Origin of the sequence: Halomonas jincaotanensis, from assembly GCF_018448785.1 — a bacterium.
GTDB lineage: Bacteria > Pseudomonadota > Gammaproteobacteria > Pseudomonadales > Halomonadaceae > Halomonas > Halomonas jincaotanensis.
Genome location: NZ_JAHCLU010000038.1, coordinates 1 through 17647 on the forward strand (window position 1 = coordinate 1; position 17647 = coordinate 17647).

General features: G+C 62.5%; 16 protein-coding genes. 7 read left to right on the forward strand and 9 right to left on the reverse strand.

Annotation, left to right across the window (positions count from 1 at the left end; translation table 11 throughout):
- Window positions 1-108 precede the first annotated feature (108 nt).
- Together pssA and ilvC are read right to left on the reverse strand one after the other, a co-directional pair.
- Complete coding sequence (pssA, locus tag KG088_RS18800) at window positions 109-900, reverse strand: CDP-diacylglycerol--serine O-phosphatidyltransferase (RefSeq protein ID WP_406565626.1); 792 nt, start codon at window positions 898-900, stop codon at window positions 109-111.
- Between the two features lie 296 nt (window positions 901-1196).
- Complete coding sequence (gene ilvC / locus KG088_RS18805; RefSeq protein ID WP_213828063.1) at window positions 1197-2213, reverse strand: ketol-acid reductoisomerase; 1017 nt, start codon at window positions 2211-2213, stop codon at window positions 1197-1199.
- A 140-nt stretch (window positions 2214-2353) separates the two neighbouring features.
- Between ilvC and ilvY the strand changes: the two genes are divergently transcribed.
- On the forward strand, window positions 2354-3232 hold the full coding sequence (ilvY, locus tag KG088_RS18810) for an HTH-type transcriptional activator IlvY (protein ID WP_213828064.1): 879 nt from the start codon (window positions 2354-2356) through the stop codon (window positions 3230-3232).
- A 146-nt stretch (window positions 3233-3378) separates the two neighbouring features.
- Here the strand turns inward: ilvY and ilvN are convergent, their stop codons facing one another.
- Together ilvN and KG088_RS18820 are read right to left on the reverse strand one after the other, a co-directional pair.
- The gene (ilvN, locus tag KG088_RS18815; protein ID WP_102588197.1) at window positions 3379-3870 is read right to left on the reverse strand and encodes an acetolactate synthase small subunit; all 492 of its coding nucleotides are present in this window, start codon (window positions 3868-3870) and stop codon (window positions 3379-3381) included.
- Window positions 3870-5594 (reverse strand): acetolactate synthase 3 large subunit, encoded by a 1725-nt coding sequence (locus tag KG088_RS18820; protein ID WP_213828065.1) that lies wholly within the window; start codon window positions 5592-5594, stop codon window positions 3870-3872. The genes ilvN and KG088_RS18820 overlap by 1 nt, the downstream gene beginning before the upstream one ends.
- Window positions 5595-6056: 462 nt before the next feature.
- Here KG088_RS18820 and treF point away from each other — a divergent pair, with 462 nt between their 5' ends.
- Window positions 6057-7748 (forward strand): alpha,alpha-trehalase TreF, encoded by a 1692-nt coding sequence (gene treF / locus KG088_RS18825; protein ID WP_213828066.1) that lies wholly within the window; start codon window positions 6057-6059, stop codon window positions 7746-7748.
- A gap of 129 nt (window positions 7749-7877) precedes the next feature.
- Here treF and clpB read toward each other — a convergent pair whose 3' ends face one another.
- The 3 genes from clpB to rluD all read right to left on the reverse strand — a co-directional run bounded on the left by clpB (window position 7878) and on the right by rluD (window position 12341).
- Window positions 7878-10460, reverse strand: a complete 2583-nt coding sequence (gene clpB / locus KG088_RS18830; protein ID WP_213828068.1) for an ATP-dependent chaperone ClpB — start codon at window positions 10458-10460, stop codon at window positions 7878-7880.
- Between the two features lie 155 nt (window positions 10461-10615).
- A complete protein-coding gene (gene pgeF / locus KG088_RS18835; RefSeq protein WP_213828070.1) occupies window positions 10616-11371 on the reverse strand; it encodes a peptidoglycan editing factor PgeF in 756 nt (251 codons plus the stop codon).
- A gap of 10 nt (window positions 11372-11381) precedes the next feature.
- Window positions 11382-12341, reverse strand: coding sequence for a 23S rRNA pseudouridine(1911/1915/1917) synthase RluD (rluD, locus tag KG088_RS18840; RefSeq protein WP_213828072.1), 960 nt, complete (start codon window positions 12339-12341; stop codon window positions 11382-11384).
- A 169-nt stretch (window positions 12342-12510) separates the two neighbouring features.
- Here rluD and KG088_RS18845 point away from each other — a divergent pair, with 169 nt between their 5' ends.
- The 3 genes from KG088_RS18845 to brnA all read left to right on the forward strand — a co-directional run bounded on the left by KG088_RS18845 (window position 12511) and on the right by brnA (window position 13955).
- Complete coding sequence (locus tag KG088_RS18845; protein WP_213828074.1) at window positions 12511-13344, forward strand: outer membrane protein assembly factor BamD; 834 nt, start codon at window positions 12511-12513, stop codon at window positions 13342-13344.
- 121 nt (window positions 13345-13465) lie between these two features.
- Window positions 13466-13732 carry a BrnT family toxin gene (locus tag KG088_RS18850; RefSeq protein WP_213828076.1) on the forward strand — a complete coding sequence of 89 codons (267 nt, stop codon included), beginning with the start codon at window positions 13466-13468 and terminating at the stop codon, window positions 13730-13732.
- A complete protein-coding gene (gene brnA / locus KG088_RS18855; RefSeq protein WP_213828078.1) occupies window positions 13719-13955 on the forward strand; it encodes a type II toxin-antitoxin system BrnA family antitoxin in 237 nt (78 codons plus the stop codon). Before KG088_RS18850 ends, brnA begins: the two co-directional genes overlap by 14 nt.
- A gap of 100 nt (window positions 13956-14055) precedes the next feature.
- Here the strand turns inward: brnA and KG088_RS18860 are convergent, their stop codons facing one another.
- On the reverse strand, window positions 14056-15687 hold the full coding sequence (locus tag KG088_RS18860) for an NAD+ synthase (RefSeq protein WP_213828080.1): 1632 nt from the start codon (window positions 15685-15687) through the stop codon (window positions 14056-14058).
- Between the two features lie 100 nt (window positions 15688-15787).
- On the opposite strand from KG088_RS18860, the gene KG088_RS18865 reads away from it, so the two are divergent.
- Complete coding sequence (locus KG088_RS18865; protein ID WP_213828081.1) at window positions 15788-16048, forward strand: PP0621 family protein; 261 nt, start codon at window positions 15788-15790, stop codon at window positions 16046-16048.
- Window positions 16049-16154: 106 nt separating this feature from the next.
- On the opposite strand, the gene thiO is transcribed toward KG088_RS18865, so the two are convergent.
- Window positions 16155-17255, reverse strand: coding sequence for a glycine oxidase ThiO (thiO, locus tag KG088_RS18870; protein WP_213828083.1), 1101 nt, complete (start codon window positions 17253-17255; stop codon window positions 16155-16157).
- Between the two features lie 102 nt (window positions 17256-17357).
- Here thiO and KG088_RS18875 point away from each other — a divergent pair, with 102 nt between their 5' ends.
- On the forward strand, window positions 17358-17585 hold the full coding sequence (locus KG088_RS18875; protein WP_213828085.1) for a pilus assembly FimT family protein: 228 nt from the start codon (window positions 17358-17360) through the stop codon (window positions 17583-17585).
- Window positions 17586-17647 lie beyond the last annotated feature (62 nt).

The window sequence follows — 17647 nt, forward strand, 5'->3', positions numbered from 1 at the left end:
CAACCACTTCGTCCGCCTGCACCGCCAAAAACGTCCCCCGTCCCTGGCAGCGGATGCGTATCCTACGATCTCTCCCGTACAGGCGCAAGACCTGTGCAAAGAAAAAGTTCAGGCAGCCCCGCTATCGCTTTCGGCAGCCGGCTTCGCCTTGCGCATCAGCGCCAATACGGGACCGGAGATCACATAGGCGCTGAACAACAGAAGCAGCATCACCGACGGCTCGATGGAGATCACCACAAAACCGAGCACGATCGCCAGCAATACCACGAAAGGCACCGGGCCCTTGAGGTCCAGATCTTTGAAGCTGTAATAGCGAATATTGCTGACCATCAGGATGCCGGCAGCGCCAACAATGAACAGCATCAGCAGTTTGAACGCGAAGGCGTCGGCATCGAAGCTATGAAATGTCCAGACACAAGCCGCTACCAAGGCCGCCGCGGAAGGGCTGGGCAGACCGATGAACCACTTCTTGTCGACACTGCCTATCTGCACGTTGAAACGCGCCAGGCGTAGTGCCGCGCAGGCAACGTAGAGAAAGGCCACCACCCATCCGGTCTTGCCGATATCTTGCAGAATCCAGGTGAAGGCGACCAGCGCGGGTGCCATGCCGAAAGAAATCATATCGGCCAAGCTGTCGTACTCGGCGCCGAAGGCACTCTGGGTATTGGTCATCCGCGCTACGCGGCCGTCCAGGCCGTCGAGCACCATGGCGATAAAGATCGCGACTGCCGCTGCCGTGAAGTCACCATTGATACCGGCCACCACCGCGAAGAAACCGGCAAACAGTGCCGAGGTGGTAAACAGGTTGGGCAGCAGGAAGATGCCCTTGCGCCGAACCTTCTTGCCACCCTCCATGGACTCTTCAATCACCTCCGTCTCGCGCAGAAAGGCCGTTGCCATGTCTTCGTCGTCGTGAGCTCGCTTGTCGTTTTCGGTCGAGGCCTGCTCGGCGTCGTGGCGGTGAGTCTCGTATTCGCCGTCGTTTGACTGCTGGGTCATCTGTGTCTTCCATTGCCGCTTGGGTATTGGCTCATTCTACACACAGAGCCAGCAGCCCACCGAGCCCTGAGTCCCACCTGATGCCAAACGTGAAGAGGCCGCGGATGTCCGCGCCCTCTTCATTTAACCCAACTGGCCACTTAACTCAACGCATCAATCAACCCGGCGGGTCGATCAACTCAGCCTGACACAACGGCTCAGTTCTTGCTCTTGTCGACCAGCTGATTAGCAGCGATCCACGGCATCATGCCCCGCAGCTTGGCGCCGACCTGCTCGATTTCGGATTCGGCGTTCAGGCGACGACGCGCATGCATCGACGGATAATTGGTGTTGCCCTCATTAATGAACATTTTGGCGTATTCACCGGTCTGGATGCGCTTCAGTGCATGACGCATCGCCTCGCGGGACTGCTCGTTGATCACCTCGGGGCCGGTGACGTATTCGCCATACTCCGCGTTGTTGGAGATGGAGTAGTTCATGTTGGCGATACCGCCTTCGTACATCAGATCGACGATGAGCTTGAGCTCGTGCAGACACTCGAAGTAGGCCATCTCCGGGGCATAGCCCGCTTCGGTGAGCGTCTCGAAACCAGCCTTGACCAGTTCCACGGCGCCGCCACAGAGCACGGCCTGCTCGCCGAAGAGGTCGGTCTCGGTTTCGTCCTGGAACGTCGTCTCGATGATGCCGCTACGTCCACCGCCAATGGCTGCGGCGTAGGAGAGAGCGAGTTCCTTGGCACTGCCCGAGGCGTCCTGTTGGATCGCGATCAGGTCCGGAACACCGCCGCCACGCACGAATTCGGAGCGCACGGTATGGCCCGGCGCCTTGGGCGCAATCATGATGACGTCCAGATCCTGACGCGGCACAACCTGGTTGTAATGGATGTTGAAACCGTGAGCGAAGGCCAGGGTTGCGCCCTGCGGCAGGTTCGGCTCGACCTGCTGCTCGTAGATTGCCTTCTGGTTTTCGTCCGGGGCCAGCAATATGACCACATCGGCGCTCTTGGAGGCGTCTTCCACCGAGGCGACCTTTAGGCCGGCGGCCTCGGCCTTGGCAGCAGATGAAGACCCCTTGCGCAGCGCGACGGTAACGTCGACGCCGGATTCCTTGAGGTTGTTGGCATGGGCGTGGCCCTGCGAACCATAACCCACTATGGTGACCTTCTTGCCCTGGATGAGGGAAAGATCGCAATCCTTATCGTAATAGACGCGCATGTCGTGCTCCTTGAAAGAAAACGGAAAGAAAAATCGGCGTTGTCAGGATTCGTCGAAACGTGGAACACCATAAGCCAGGCATCGCATTGCGTAAAACGCTATATTTGCAATGTCATATTGCAGATAGTGAAATGCACAACATGGATATGCGACCCCTCCGCCACTTTCTGGCGCTGGCTGACATGCTGCATTTCGGTCGCGCCAGCGATGCTTCCCATGTCAGTCCCTCGACCCTGTCGCGCTCGATCCGGCAACTTGAGGAGAACCTCGGCGCACCGCTGTTCGAGCGCGACAACCGCCATGTGGCCCTGACGCGACAGGGGCAGCTATTTCAACATTACGCCCGCGATGCGCTGGAACAGTGGGAAGCCATTCGTCATTCACTGATGAGCGAAGCCCGCGAACTGGCCGGCGAGATCAGCATCTACTGCTCGGTGACGGCCAGTTACAGCTTCCTTTATGCCTTGCTCAGCGAGTTTCGCCTGCGTCATCCCCGCATCGAGCTCAAGCTGCACACCGGCGACCCGGCCGAATCGGTGGGTCGAGTGTTGGCCGGTGAGGAAGACATGGCGATCACGCCACGGCCACGCACGATGCCCAACGGGCTCGCCTTCAAGCCGATGACCACCTCGCCGCTGGTGTTCATCGCACCCCGCGAAGACACTGCCTGGATGCCCAGCGCCCCGGAGACACCCAGTGCCGCTCAGTGGAAAGGCGTACCGATGATTCTCTCCGAGTCAGGCCTGGCTCGCGAGCACAGCGACACCTGGTTCAAGGCGCTCGGGGTCACCCCGCAGATCTACGCCCAAGTGGCCGGCAACGAGGCCATCGTCAGCATGGTGGGGCTGGGCTTCGGGATCGGCGTGGTGCCGAGGATCGTGCTCGACAACAGCCCGCTACGCGGCCGGGTGTCGATCCTCCCGGTCAAGCCAGAGCTACCCCATTACGATGTCGGATTGTGCGTGGCCAAGCGACGCCTGAAGAGCCCGCTAATCCGCGCGCTTTGGGCGGAGGTATAGAGAGGGCGCGCTTTGGGCGGAAGTATAAAGAGCGCCGTGGAAGGGAACGGAAGTGTGAACTGAAACCATCAGGCTCACGCGCACAAAAAAGCCGCCCCGAAAGGCGGCTTGGCTGTCGCGATAAACCTATCGAGCGCAGCAGTCAATCAAAGCGACAACACCTTGTCGCCGCGGGCAATCCCCGACACCCCGGTACGCGCCACCTCGAGGATCCCCACCGGCGCCATGGCCTGCAGGAAGGCATCGAGCTTGCCGGCATCGCCGGTGATCTGCACGGTATAGAGGCTCGGCGAGACATCGACGATCTGCGCGCGGAAGATATCCACTGTGCGCTTGACCTCGTCGCGCGCCGCCCCCAGCGCCTTGACCTTGATCAGCATCAGCTCGCGCTCGATGTGATTGCCCTCGGTGAGGTCGACCAGCTTGACCACGTCGATCAGCTTGTTGAGGTGCTTAGTGATCTGCTCGATCACCCGGTCGTCGCCCACGGTGGTCACGGTCAGCCGCGACAGGCTCGGGTCCTCGGTGGGTGCCACGTTCAGCGTTTCGATGTTGAAGTTGCGCTGCGAGAACAGCCCCACCACGCGAGACAGGGCGCCCGGTTCGTTTTCCATCAGAATCGAGATGATATGGCGCATCAGGTCCGCTCCGTCTTGGAAAGCAGCATGTCACGCATGGCGCCCAGCGGCACCTGCATCGGATATACGTGCTCGTGCGGGTCGACGATGACGTCGAGGAACACCAGTTCGTTCGTGTCGGCAAAGGTACGCTCCAGTGCCGGCTCGAGCTCCTCGAGTGTTTCCACCCGCAGCGCGGTGAAGCCATACGCCTCGATCAATTTCTGGAAGTCGGGCAGCGACTCCATGTAGGAGTGCGCATGGCGCGACTTGTAGTTGAGGTCCTGCCACTGGCGCACCATGCCCAGCGAGGCGTTATTGATGTTGACGATCTTCACACCACCGCCGAACTGCTTGATGGTCGACAGCTCCTGCATCATCATCTGGAAACTGCCCTCGCCGGTCACGCAGATGACATCCTCGTCAGGGAAATTCTGCTTGATGCCCATGGCTGCCGGAAAACCGAAGCCCATGGTGCCGAGCCCTCCCGAGGTGATGAAGCGATTGGGTTTGTCGAACTTGTAGTACTGGGCCGCGAACATCTGGTGCTGGCCCACGTCGGTGGTCACGTACGCCTCGCCGCGAGTCACCCGACACAGTGCCTCTATCACCTCCTGGGGCTTGATCTTCTCGCCGGCCTGGGAGTGCTCGTAGAGCTTACCGACCCGCTCCTCACGCCAGCCGTCGATCTTCTGCCACCATTCGGCCAATCCCTCCGGATTGGCGATCTCCTTGCCCTGGACCATGCTGATCATCTCGTCGATCACGCTGGCCGCTGGCCCGACGATGGGCACGTCGGCACGCACGGTCTTGGACACCGAGCTGGGGTCGATGTCGACATGAATGATCTTGGCCGTGGGACAGAACTTGGAGGTGTTATTGGTCACGCGGTCGTCGAAACGCGCCCCAATGGCAATGATCAGGTCGGCGTGGTGCATGGCCATGTTTGACTCATAAGAGCCGTGCATGCCCAGCCATCCCAGGCACTGGCGATCACTCTGCGGATACGAGCCGATCCCCATCAGGGTAGTGGTGATCGGGTAGCCCAGCCGCTTGACCAGGTCGGTCAGCCCCTCGCTGGCCCGGCCGGTAACCACGCCGCCGCCGGTATAGAACACCGGCCGCTTGGCCTTGAGCATCAGCTCTACGGCCTTCTTGATCTGACCGGTATGCCCGCGCGTGACCGGGTTGTACGAGCGCATCTTGACCTTTTTCGGGTAGACGTACTCGTAGCGTTCGGTGGGCGCGGTCATGTCCTTGGGAATGTCAACCACCACCGGGCCAGGACGGCCGGTCGCCGCCAGGTGGTAAGCCTTTTTCAACACCTCCGGAATCTCGGAAGGATGGCGAATCGCGAAACTGTGTTTCACGATGGGCCGGGTCACACCGATGATGTCGGTTTCCTGGAAGGCATCGTCACCGATCAGATGGCTGGCAACCTGGCCACACAGCACCACCATGGGGATCGAGTCCATGTAAGCGGTGGCGATGCCGGTAACAGCGTTGGTGGCGCCGGGGCCTGAGGTGACCAGCACCGTGCCGGGCTTGCCCGACGCCCGGGCATAGCCGTCGGCGGCGTGTGTCGCGGCCTGTTCGTGGCGCACCAGTATATGCTTGACCTTGTCCTGCCGAAACAGCGCATCGTAGATGTGCAGCGCCGCCCCGCCGGGATAGCCATAGATGTATTCGACGCCCTCGTCTTGAAGGAAGCGGGCGATCATGTCCGCGCCGGAAAGCAATTCCACGTGTGTTTCTCCCCTGAAGGTCTCGAGTGCGATCCGCGTTCCAGTAGGGAACACGGGGTCGAGTGCGACGGTATGTCGCTGCCGGATACGCCGGCACCTGATGCCAAAGCCTGGCATTGGCCCGGTTGGGGCCTGCACTCTCATGCGCGGCAGATCACCGCGTCGGGGCGTTGGCCAGGTCGGGCGGTTAACCCGGGCCTGGTAGTCCTTGGGCGGGTAGAGGCCCTGCGGCCTACCCTTCGCGCGGTAATGGGGGATCGCCCGCTGAAACCCGCGCCCGCAATCAGGAACGCACAAGACTCCAATAGCCTCTACCCAGTGTCAACTGCGAATCCATGGAATCGACGTATCAACGCGCGTTTATCGTGCCTGACCGGCAGATCAGGTGCCATGCGCTTGAAAGACGGCGAGGGAGGTCTTCATAATAAATTAACCTAGATCAAGTCCAGCCGGAGGTGCGCGATGCAGGGTGCGATGCACAACACAGGGCCACTCCAGACGCTGGAAGCGCCCCACGCCGGCATGGCATGTTCTCCCGGGTTCGCCCTGGATGAAAAGGCGTGCGTCAAGCCACAGGCAAACCTCGTGGCTCCTCTCGTCGCACATGTCACGTTGCCGCCCAACCTGCTGTGGGGCGAGCTGTTTCATGCCATTCAGGAACGCCACATCTATACCGACAGCAAGATCTTCGTGGACCTGGTGCCGCGGGAATTGCCCGAAACCATTCTCAGCGAATATACCCGGCTCAAGGATCAGCCAAACTTCGACGATGCCGCACTGCATGCCTTCGTCGACGCTTATTTCCAGTCGGAAGTACCACCCGGCGAGGCTTATCGTGCCGCTTCTGGCTGCGATATCGAAGCCCATATCGATACGCTATGGACGGTGTTGACTCGTCACCCTCAGCCGGATGCACCGCTGCTGACATCACGCTTGCACCTGCGCTATCCCTACCTGATTCCCGGGGGGCGTTTCGACGAGATCTATTACTGGGACTCGTATTTCATCATGCTCGGGCTCGAGGAAAGCAACCGTCATGACCTGGCCTGCAACCTGGTGCACAACCTCGCCCATCTGATTCGTGAATACGGCCACGTGCCCAATGGCAACCGCACCTATTACCTGACGCGCTCGCAGCCACCGATGTTCTCGAGCATGGTTCAGCGCCTGGCCGAGCGGCACGATCGCGACGCCTATCGGCGTTTTCTGCCCGAACTGGAAAAGGAATATGCCTTCTGGATGGATGGTGAAGATACCCTGGCACGCGGCCAGGCCCATCGCCGGCTGGTCAGACTCGACGACGGCACGCTGCTCAACCGCTACTGGGATGACCTGTGCATACCGCGCCAGGAATCTCACCATGAAGACATGAGCACCGCCGCGGCCAGCCAGCGGCCGCATACGGATGTCTGGCGCAATCTGCGCGCTGCGACCGAGAGCGGCTGGGACTACTCGTCTCGCTGGCTGGCCGATAACGGCAACGATGACGACAAGGCGCTGCATACCATCCGCACGGTCGATATTCTTCCGGTGGACCTGAACACACTGCTGCACCATCTCGAGAAAACCCTGGCCCAGGCTCACCAGTCCAATGGCAACACCGAGCAGGCCCAGACCTATCGTGACCGGGCCCAGGCCCGCCACCAGGCAATCCAGCAGATCTTCTGGGACGCCGAGCGGGGGCACTTTGCCGACTACCTCTGGGCAGAGGGCACGCCGACCAGAAGCGTCAACGGCGCCATGGTCTTCCCGCTTTACTATGGCATCGCCACGCCCCACCAGGCCGAACAGGTCGCCCGGGTTCTCGAGCGTGACCTGCTCCAGCCCGGCGGGCTTGCCGCGACGACCCAGGAAAGCGGCCAGCAATGGGATGCCCCGAATGGCTGGGCACCGCTGCAGTGGGTGGCGATCAGCGGACTGCGCGACTATGTCGAGCTCGACCTGGCCCGCACCATCGCCGAGCGCTGGGTAACCACCAACCTGCAACGCTACACGCTGGAAAACAAGCTGCTCGAGAAGTACGACGTCTACACCAACAAGCACGCCGGCGGTGGGGAATATCCCGCCCAGGACGGCTTCGGCTGGACCAACGGCGTGCTACGCAAGCTGCTGACGCTTTACCCGCGGGATGACTGGGTCCCGAAACTTGCCTGACCCCGGGCGCCAGTCACCCGGACCGGAAAAATAGCCGAACCCGAGAAGACAAAAAGGGCCGCCGCACAAAAAGGCCCGCCGCAAGGCGGGCCAGACGGGAGCGCGGGAGACAAGGGTAAAACAAGCGAGTTACACGTTAAACATCAGATGCCCGTCTTCGGCGGTCACGTGGATCACATCGCCGGCGGCGAACTTGCCAGCCAGCAGATCCTGCGCCAGCGGGTTCTCGATGCGGCTCTGGATGGCCCGCTTGAGCGGCCGGGCACCGAACACCGGATCGAAGCCCACCACGGCGAGCTGGGCCAGTGCCTCCTCGCTGACCTCGAGGCCTAGATCATGCTCGGCCAGACGCTGACGCAGACGGTCGAGCTGGATGCCGGCAATCGCCTGAATCTGCTCTTGCCCCAGCGCGTGGAACACCACGACTTCATCGATGCGGTTGATCAGTTCGGGGCGGAAGTGATCGCCGACCACCGCCATCACCATCTCCTTCATCTGCTCATAGTCCGCATCGTCACCGCCCATGCGCTGGATGATGTCCGAGCCCATGTTCGAGGTCATCACGATCACGGTGTTGCGGAAGTCCACCGTGCGGCCCTGACCGTCGGTCAGGCGGCCATCCTCGAGCACCTGCAGGAGGATGTTGAAAACATCGGCATGGGCCTTCTCCACCTCATCGAGCAGCAGCACCGAGTAGGGCTTGCGGCGCACCGCCTCGGTCAGATAGCCACCCTCCTCGTAGCCGACGTAGCCCGGAGGCGCGCCGATCAGGCGCGCCACGGAGTGCTTCTCCATGAACTCGGACATGTCGATGCGCACCATCGCCTCCTCGGTATCGAAGAGGAAGTTGGCCAACGACTTGCAAAGCTCCGTCTTGCCCACGCCGGTGGGGCCGAGGAACAGGAAGGAGCCGTTGGGCCGGTTCGGATCGGCCAGGCCCGCACGCGAACGGCGCACGGCATTGGCCACGGCGGTCACCGCCTCGTGCTGACCAATCACCCGCTCGTGCAGCGCCTCCTCCATGCGCAGCAGCTTGTCGCGCTCGCCCTCGAGCATCTTGGCGACCGGAATACCCGTCCAGCGCGACACCACCTCGGCGATCTCCTCCTCGGTGACATTGGAGCGCAGCAATCTGTGCGTAGAGGTATCGGCTTCGGCCTCGCTGGACTCGGCGATCTTCTTCTCCAGCTCGGGGATCACCCCGTACTGCAGCTCCGACATACGGCCGAGATCACCCTGTCGGCGCGCCTGCTCCAGATCGATGCGGGCACGCTCGAGCTCCTCCTTGAACTGTCCCGCGCCCTGAATGCTGGCCTTCTCGGCCTTCCAGATCTCGTCGAGGTCGGCATACTCGCGTTCGAGTTCGCTGATCTGCTCTTCCAGCATTTCCAGGCGCTTGCGCGAGGCCTCGTCGCTCTCTTTCTTGAGGTGCTCGCGCTCCATCTTCAGCTGGATCAGCCGGCGATCGAGGCGGTCCATCGACTCGGGCTTGGAGTCGAGCTCCATGCGGATGCGCGACGACGCCTCGTCGATCAGGTCGATGGCCTTGTCGGGCAGTTGGCGGTCGGTGATGTAACGCGTCGAGAGCTTGGCCGCGGCGATGATCGCCCCGTCGGTGATGTCGACCTTGTGGTGCACCTCGTAGCGCTCCTTGAGGCCGCGCAGGATCGCCACCGTGTCCTCCTCGGAGGGCTCGTCGACCAGCACCTTCTGGAAGCGGCGCTCGAGGGCGGCGTCCTTCTCGATGTACTTGCGGTACTCGTCGAGGGTAGTGGCGCCCACGCAGTGCAGCTCACCCCGGGCCAGCGCCGGCTTGAGCATGTTGCCGGCGTCCATGGAGCCCTCGGCCTTCCCGGCGCCGACCATGGTGTGCAGCTCATCGATGAACAGAATCACCCGGCCCTCTTCCTGCGACAGCTCCTTGAGCACCGACTTGAGGCGCTCCTCGAACTCACCGCGGAACTTGGCCCCGGCCAGCAGCGCGCCCATGTCCAGCGACAGCACGCGCTTGTCCTTGAGCCCTTCCGGCACCTCGCCGTCGACGATACGCTGGGCCAGGCCCTCGACGATGGCAGTCTTGCCCACGCCGGGCTCGCCGATCAGCACCGGGTTGTTCTTGGTACGCCGCTGCAGCACCTGAATAGTGCGGCGGATCTCATCGTCGCGGCCGATCACCGGATCGATCTTGCCACTGGCCGCCCGCTCGTTGAGGTCAAGGGTGTACTTGTCCAGCGCCTCGCGCTGATCCTCGGCGTTGGGATCATCGACCTTCTCGCCGCCACGCACGCTGTCGACGGCGGTTTCCAGCGACTGGCGGGACACCCCGGCCTGCTTGAGCAGCTTGCTGACGGCATGGCCCATTTCCAGCGCGGCCAGTAGCACCAGCTCGCTGGCAATGTATTGATCGCCGCGCTTCTGGGCCTCGCGGTCGGTAAGGTTGAAGAGCTTGACCAGGTCGCGGGAGGGCTGCACCTCGCCGTCGAACTGGGCGACCTTGGGCAGGTCGTCGAGATGGCCCACCAGGCCATCGCGCAGCCGGGCAGGGTCACCGCCGGCTTTCTGCAGGAGTGCCCTGACGCCGGTGTCGGTGGCGTCCAGCAGCGCCAGCAGCAGGTGGCCCGGCTCGAGCTGGTTATGGCCGCGGCCCACGGCCAGCGACTGGGCATCGGCCACGGCGGTCTGCAGCTTGGCGGTAAACTTGTCGAATCGCATCGAAATTCCTCCATCGGGATGACGACGCGTTTGGACGCGCCGTGTTGACCCTAATATGTGTCTTGACAGTCTCAATGGAGTCAGGCGGGTCGGCTTTCAAGTCAGCCAACAGAGGAAGCGTGTGGCAAGTTGACATGGATCAACGGGAAGCCGGGTCAGCGCAGCCAGATCGCACTGGTCATCCTGCCCGTGCGGCCTTCGTCGCGACGGTGGGAATAGAAGCGTGACTCACAGGCGGTGCAGAAATGGCCACCACTGATATGCGAGATGCCCAGCCTTTCCAGGCGCAGGCGCGCCAGCCGGTAAAGGTCGGCCATGAAATGCCCGAGCCGATAGGGGCTGGGTTCGAAGGCATCGGCCGTCTCGGGGTGCACGCCGACAAAGGCGCAATGCACCTCGGGGCCGACCTCGAACTGGGCATTGGAGATCGCCGGCCCCAACCAGGCGTAAAGCTTTTCCGGCGGAGTGGCAAGCGCCGCTACCGTGGCTTCCAGCACGCCTCCTGCCAGGCCACGCCAGCCGGCATGGGCGAGCCCAACACGCTCGCCACGCCAATCGCAGAAGAACACCGGCAGGCAGTCGGCGGTGAGCACCACGCAGGCGTAGTCGCGGTCGAAGGCCACCGCAGCATCGGCCTCGGGCAACTGATCGGTATAACGTTGTTGCACCCGCGCACCGTGGACCTGTTTCAGCCACAGCAGCGGGCGTTCATCACGAAGTTCCTTCTTCAGCAGCCGACGACACAGGTCCACATGACAGGGATTGTCACCGACGTTGGCCGCCGCGTTGAACGCGGCGAACGCGTCCTGACTGGGGCCAGTCTCGCGCGTGGTCACGAAGGCGCCCACGGTTTCGGGAGCCGGCCAGTCGGGGAGAAGCAGCGTCGGGCGCAGGTCCAGGGCATCACTCATCAAGGGGTCCTCAACGCAAGGTCTCGTGATCGTCGCGGAGCATATCGAGCAGCACCAGCATGTCATCGGGCAGCGGCGCTCGACACATCAGTCTCTCACCGTAGGCGGGGTGCACGAAAGCCAGCTTGCGGGCATGCAGCGCCTGGCGCGGGAAGGCACGCAGCCCTTCCTTGAGTTCCTCGCTAGCCCCGGCAGGCAACTTGAGACGGCCGCCGTAGACCGGGTCGCCGATCAGCGGGTGGCGCAGATGCGCCATGTGCACGCGGATCTGATGGGTGCGCCCGGTCTCGAGGCGGCAGCGCACATGGGTATGCGCGCGGAAGCGCTCCACCACCCGATAGTGGGTCACCGCCGGCTTGCCGGAGGCGTTGATCGCCTGGCGCTTGCGATCGCGCGGATGGCGCCCGATAGGGGCGTCCAGCGTGCCGCCGGCGGTCATCGTCCCCAGCGCCACGGCGTCGTATTCGCGCGAGACGGTGCGCGCCTGGAGCTGTTCAACCAGCGCCGTCTGGGCGGCCAAGGTTCTGGCCACCACCATCAGCCCCGTGGTGTCCTTGTCGAGGCGGTGCACGATACCCGCCCGTGGCACGGTGGCAAGCTCGGGCGCATAGTGCAGCAAGGCATTGAGCAGCGTGCCATCGGGATTGCCGGCGGCCGGATGCACCACCAGCCCCGCCGACTTGTCGATCACCAGAACATGCTCGTCCTCGTAGACCACGGTCAGCGGAATATCCTGCGCCTCGAAACGGGTATCGTCTTCGATCTCGGCCTGTAGCCGAAGCGCCTCGCCACCATGGACCTTGTCCTTGGGCTTGCCGGGGCAAGCATCGACGGTCAGCGCACCGGACTTGATCCAGGCTTTCAGGCGCTCACGGGAGTAGTCGGCGAACAGTTCGGCGGCGGCCTGATCGAGTCGCATGCCGGCCATGGCGTCGGGAACGCGTTGCTGTGCTTCCAGGGTCTGGGACATGAAAGGAAAAAAGGCCCGTGTGCCGGTAGGAGAAAGGGGCAGCCGTGGAAGACTGCGTTTTGGCGCGAGGTGCTTTATAGTGAGCGGAATTTCGTCAGATTCTAACACGGTCAGCCTGGTTTTCTTGACACGAATTGCCTGACACGAATTGCTTGACACGAGGATCACGATGCGCGTTTTTACCATGCCCTCACGCCTTGCGGCCCTGCTTCTGGCCTCCACGCTGCTGGTAGGCTGTGCCAGCAATGGCAACCAGGAGCAGGATGAGGAAGAACCCGACGAGTTTGCCGGGGTTTCCGAAAGCGAGCTCTATGAAGAGGCCCGCGAGGACCTGGAGAGCGGCAGCTACACCAGCGCTATCACCCGGCTGGAAGCCCTCGACACCCGCTACCCGTTCGGGAATCGCGCCGAACAGGCCCAGCTGGAACTGATCTACGCCTATTACGAAACCGACGACTGGGAGGCCACCCGCGCCGCCGCCAGCCGCTTCATTCGTCTGCACCCGAGTCATCCTCAGGCCGACTACGCCCTCTACATGCGCGGCCTGGCTTCCTGGCAGGCCGGTCGCTTCAGCCTGGAGCGTCTGCGTCTGATCGATATCTCCAAGCGCGACCTCGGCGCCACCCGCGAGGCCTATAACGATTTTCGCGAGCTGATCCGCCTCTACCCCGACAGCGAATACGCCCCGGATGCCGAGCAGCGCCTCATCTACCTGCGCAATATCCTGGCGCGCCATGAGTTACACGTGGCCGACTTCTACCTGCGCAAGGGCGCCTACCTCGCCGCCGTGGAGCGCGGCCGCTGGGTCGTCGAGAACTACCCCCGCTCGGAGGCCACCTCCGACGCCCTGGCGGTGATGGTGGAAGGCTATCTGGGCCTCGAGATGCGCGACCGCGCCCGCGAGACCCTCGAGGTGCTGATCGATAACTCCCCGAACCACGAGCGACTGAACGGCCGCACCTTCCGCCCGCAGCATGTCAACGAAGACGCGCTGTCGGTCTGAGCCAGACCTGTCGACCCTCCCAGAAAGAAAAACCGGCGCTGCCACAAGCAGCGCCGGTTTTTTGTGCCCACACTCGCTGTAGGCACCTTTACCTAGCGTAAAAAAGGTATACTTTCTACTCATGGAAGTTTTTGAATTCGATCCCGACAAGAGCGAGGCAAATTGCCGAAAGCACGGTATCGACTTTGTCGATGCCCAACGCCTCTGGGAAGATCCGGATTTGCTGGAGATCCCGGCCAAGTCCTCTGACGAGCCTCGTTTCGTGGTAATTGGAAGGATTGACGGCAAACACTGGTCTGGAATCATCACCTACAGAGACAAACGAATTCGCCTGATTTCGGTCAGACGCTCACGCAGCCGCGAGGTAACCCTCTATGAAAGCCCGTGACCTCGATACACGCTTTGATGAAGGCGACGAGATCATCGATGAACTTGACCTAACGCAGGCCAAGCGTCCTCTCAGGAAGCAAAAGCGGGTCAACGTCGACTTCCCCAGTTGGATGCTCGACTCATTGGACCGAGAAGCCGCTCGTCTAGGCGTCACCCGCCAGTCGATCATCAAGATCTGGCTCGCCGAGCGCCTGGAACAGCACGGCTCACATTCGCCGTGACCCCTCCCCCTTGTGGTAGAACGCCACCGCTCGGAAGAGCGGTGGCGTTGCTTTTAGCTGGGCGCTCGGCGCTTGCAACTGGGCGCTGCCCGAAGGGCGCCTACTCCCCCGGCTTCCAGCCATTGACGATGGGATAGCGGCGGTCCCGACCAAACCCGCGCGGCGTGACCCGCACGCCGACCGGCGCCTGGCGTCGCTTGTACTCGCAGCGGTCGACCAGCTTGACCACCTTGTAGACGTCGTCGTTATCGAAGCCGGCCTCGATGATGGCCTCGGCGCTCATGTCGCCCTCGATGTAGCGCACCAGGATGGCATCGAGCACGTCGTAGTCGGGCAGCGAGTCGCTATCCTGCTGATCGGGGGCCAACTCGGCGGAGGGCGGCCGCTCGATGACCCGCTCGGGTATGGCCGGCGATTGGGTATTGCGCCAGCGCGCCAGGCGATACACCCAGGACTTGTACACGTCCTTTATGGCGTTGTAGCCGCCCACCATGTCGCCGTAAAGCGTGGCGTAGCCCACCGCCATCTCGCTCTTGTTGCCGGTGGTCAGCACCATCAGGCCTTTCTTGTTGGAGATCGCCATCAGCAGCACGCCACGACAGCGTGACTGCAGGTTCTCCTCGGTGGTATCGCGCTCGGTACCGGCGAAGCTCTCGGCCAGGGTGCTCATGAAGGCCTCGACCATCGGCTCGATGGGCATGATCTCGTAATCGACGCCGAGCAGGCGCGCCTGTTCGGCGGCGTCCTGGCGGGAGATATCCGCCGTGTAGTGGTACGGCATCATCACCGCATGCACCCGCTGTGGCCCCAGTGCGTCCACGGCGATCGCCAACGACAGCCCCGAGTCGATCCCGCCGGAAAGCCCCATCACCACGCCGTCGAAGCCGCTCTTGTTGACATAGTCGCGCAGGCCGGTGACCAGCGCGCAGTAGAGGTTCTCCTCCGGCTCGACCTCGGGGTCGGTCTCGCCGGGCTGCGGCACCCAGTGATCGTGTTCGCGCACGAACTGCACCGGCATCAACCCGACCGCCCAATGCGGCGCCTGCACCATCAATTCGCCCTGGGCATTCACGCAGGCCGAGCCACCGTCGAAGACAAGCTCGTCCTGTCCGCCGATCATGTTGACGTAGACCATCGGCAGCGACACCTCGGCGGCGCGCTCCTCGAGCAAGCGCAGCCGTTCGGCGGGCTTGTCCTGATGGAAGGGCGAGGCATTGAGGCTGACCAGTATCTGCGCCCCGGAATCCTTGGCCGCCGTGACCGGCGCGCCGTTCCAGAGATCCTCGCAGATCAGGATGCCGATGCGGGCCCCGTGATGATCGATCACCAGAGGCTGAGTGCCCGGCGCAAAATAGCGCTGCTCGTCGAAGACCTGATAGTTGGGCAGCGCCTGCTTGGCGTATTCCCCCAGCCATTCACCGTTGTAGAGCACCCCGGCGAGGTTCCAGTTTCGCCCCTCGCGGCGACCGGGGTAGCCGACGATCACCATCACCTCGCGCGCCACCTTCTCGGCCATGCGGGTGCGTGCGTGGCGCAGACGGGTTTCCATCGAGGCACGCAGCAACAGATCCTCCGGCGGATAGCCGGTCAGGAAGAGTTCGGGCAGCACGACGATATCGGCGCCGTGCTCGATACGCGCCTCGCGCACCGCCTCGATGGCGGTTTCGGCGTTGCCGGGAATATCCCCGACCAGCGGGTCCAGCTGAGCCATTACCAGCGTCAGGTCTTGCATGGGCTTGGAAATCTCTCGAGAATCGACGGTGTTCCGTCATTGTCCCGCAAGGACAGCCGAGTGGCAAAGCCAGCCACCCCACCAGGGAGGCGTCAAAAGGATGAACCTGTTGCTGATTCGCATCATTATCTTCGCCGTGCTGTTCTTCGCCGGCCTCAAGCTCTACCGCATGTACCGGGAATGGAAGCTTAACCGCGACAACCTGGTCGAAAGTGACGCCAATCAAGCCAACGACAAGATGGTGCTGTGCACCTGGTGCAAGGTGCACGTTCCCGAACCAGACGCCCTGCGCGAAAAGGGCGATTGGTTCTGCTGCAGTGCACATCGCGACAAGTATCTCGAGGAACAGAAGAGCGACTAGCGCCAAGCGCCAAGCGCCAAGCGCCAAGCGCCAAGCGCCAAGCGCCAAGCGCCAAGCGCCAAGCTGAATTATCGTCAGCGATCCTGGCGCAGCGTCAACTCTCTCCCTACTGCGCCTGCCATTGATCCGACAAGGCATAGGGCCTGGGGTCGACGATCGGCTCACGCTCGAGCAACTGATCGACCAGCAGCCGTGTCGATGCCGGGGCCAGCACCAGGCCATTGCGGTAGTGGCCGGCATTCACATGCAGGTTATCCACCCCCGGTACGCTGCCGATGAAGGGCACGCCATCCGGCGAGCCCGGTCGCAGCCCCGCCCAGTGATGCTCGACCTCGCACTCGGCCAGCGTCGGAATGATCTTCACCGCGCTCTCCCATAGCGATTCGCGCGCCTCGTGCGAAAGCGATTTATCGAAGCCCGTCTCCTCCAGGGTCGAGCCGGCCAGCACCCGCCCATCGGCACGGGGAATCACGTAGCGGCCATCCATCAGCACCACTCTGCGCACCCGGCTCGGCGGCGCCTTGAACAGGATCATCTGCCCCTTCACCGGCCGCACCGGCAGCCGCACGCCGACGCGCTCGAGCAGGCCCGCCGCCCAGGCACCGCCGCAGACGATCACCTGATCGCCTGACACCTCACCGCTGGCCGTTTCCACCGCTTCGATATGCTGACCTTGGCAGCGAAAGCCGGTTACCTCGCATCCTTCATGGATACTCACCTTCGCCATGCTGCCCAGGCGCTTGTATAACGCCCGCACCAGGCGCGGGTTGCGAAGGCTGCCGAGGGTGGGCATCCACAGCGCGTCCGTTACTCCCGGTGCGATATTCGGTTCCTTGGCGTAAACGAAGTCGGCATCGACGCGCTCGAGGGGCTTGCCGACCTTGCGCGCCCAGGCCATGGCATTTGCCTCGTCATCCACGCGCAGATAGAGCAAGCCGCGCTGGCGATACTCGGGGTCGATGCCGGTCTCTTCCAGCAAGCGCAAGGAAAGCTCGGGATAGAAGCCCTCGGACCAGGTCGAGAGCCGGGATATCGGTTCGCTGTAGCGCCAGGGGTACAGCGGCGAGACGATGCCGCCCCCCGCCCAGGAGGCCTCGCGGCCACACTCGCCACGCTCCAGCAGCGTCACCGAATAGCCGGCGTCGGCCAGCTGCAGCGTCGTCATCAAGCCGATGACGCCGCCGCCGATAACCACAAAATCACTCACAGGCAGTGTCCGAGAAAGCTTACATAAGAACTTATTGTATTAGATAAATTGATAGGAGGCCCTGCTGCAAGAGCGGGAAAACGAGCCTTTTTGGAAGCCTGCATGCGCAATGCCATTCTACCATCAGATACTGCATACCCTACCGGGGCGCCTGTACGATTGGCAAAGCGCCGCCAGGGGGGACTGACCCTGATCGAACTCATCGTGACGATTGCCGTGCTGGTGATCTCAACCACCTGGGCCATCCCAAGCTATCAGCAGCTCACCGCACGGAGTGAAGTAGCCACGACAGTACTGAAGTTGAAAACGGCATTATGTCAACGCCAATGAAGGCTGTCCGGATTTCATCACTTTAGATTGTCCGTTTTTTATCAGTGCTCTTTCATCGGAAC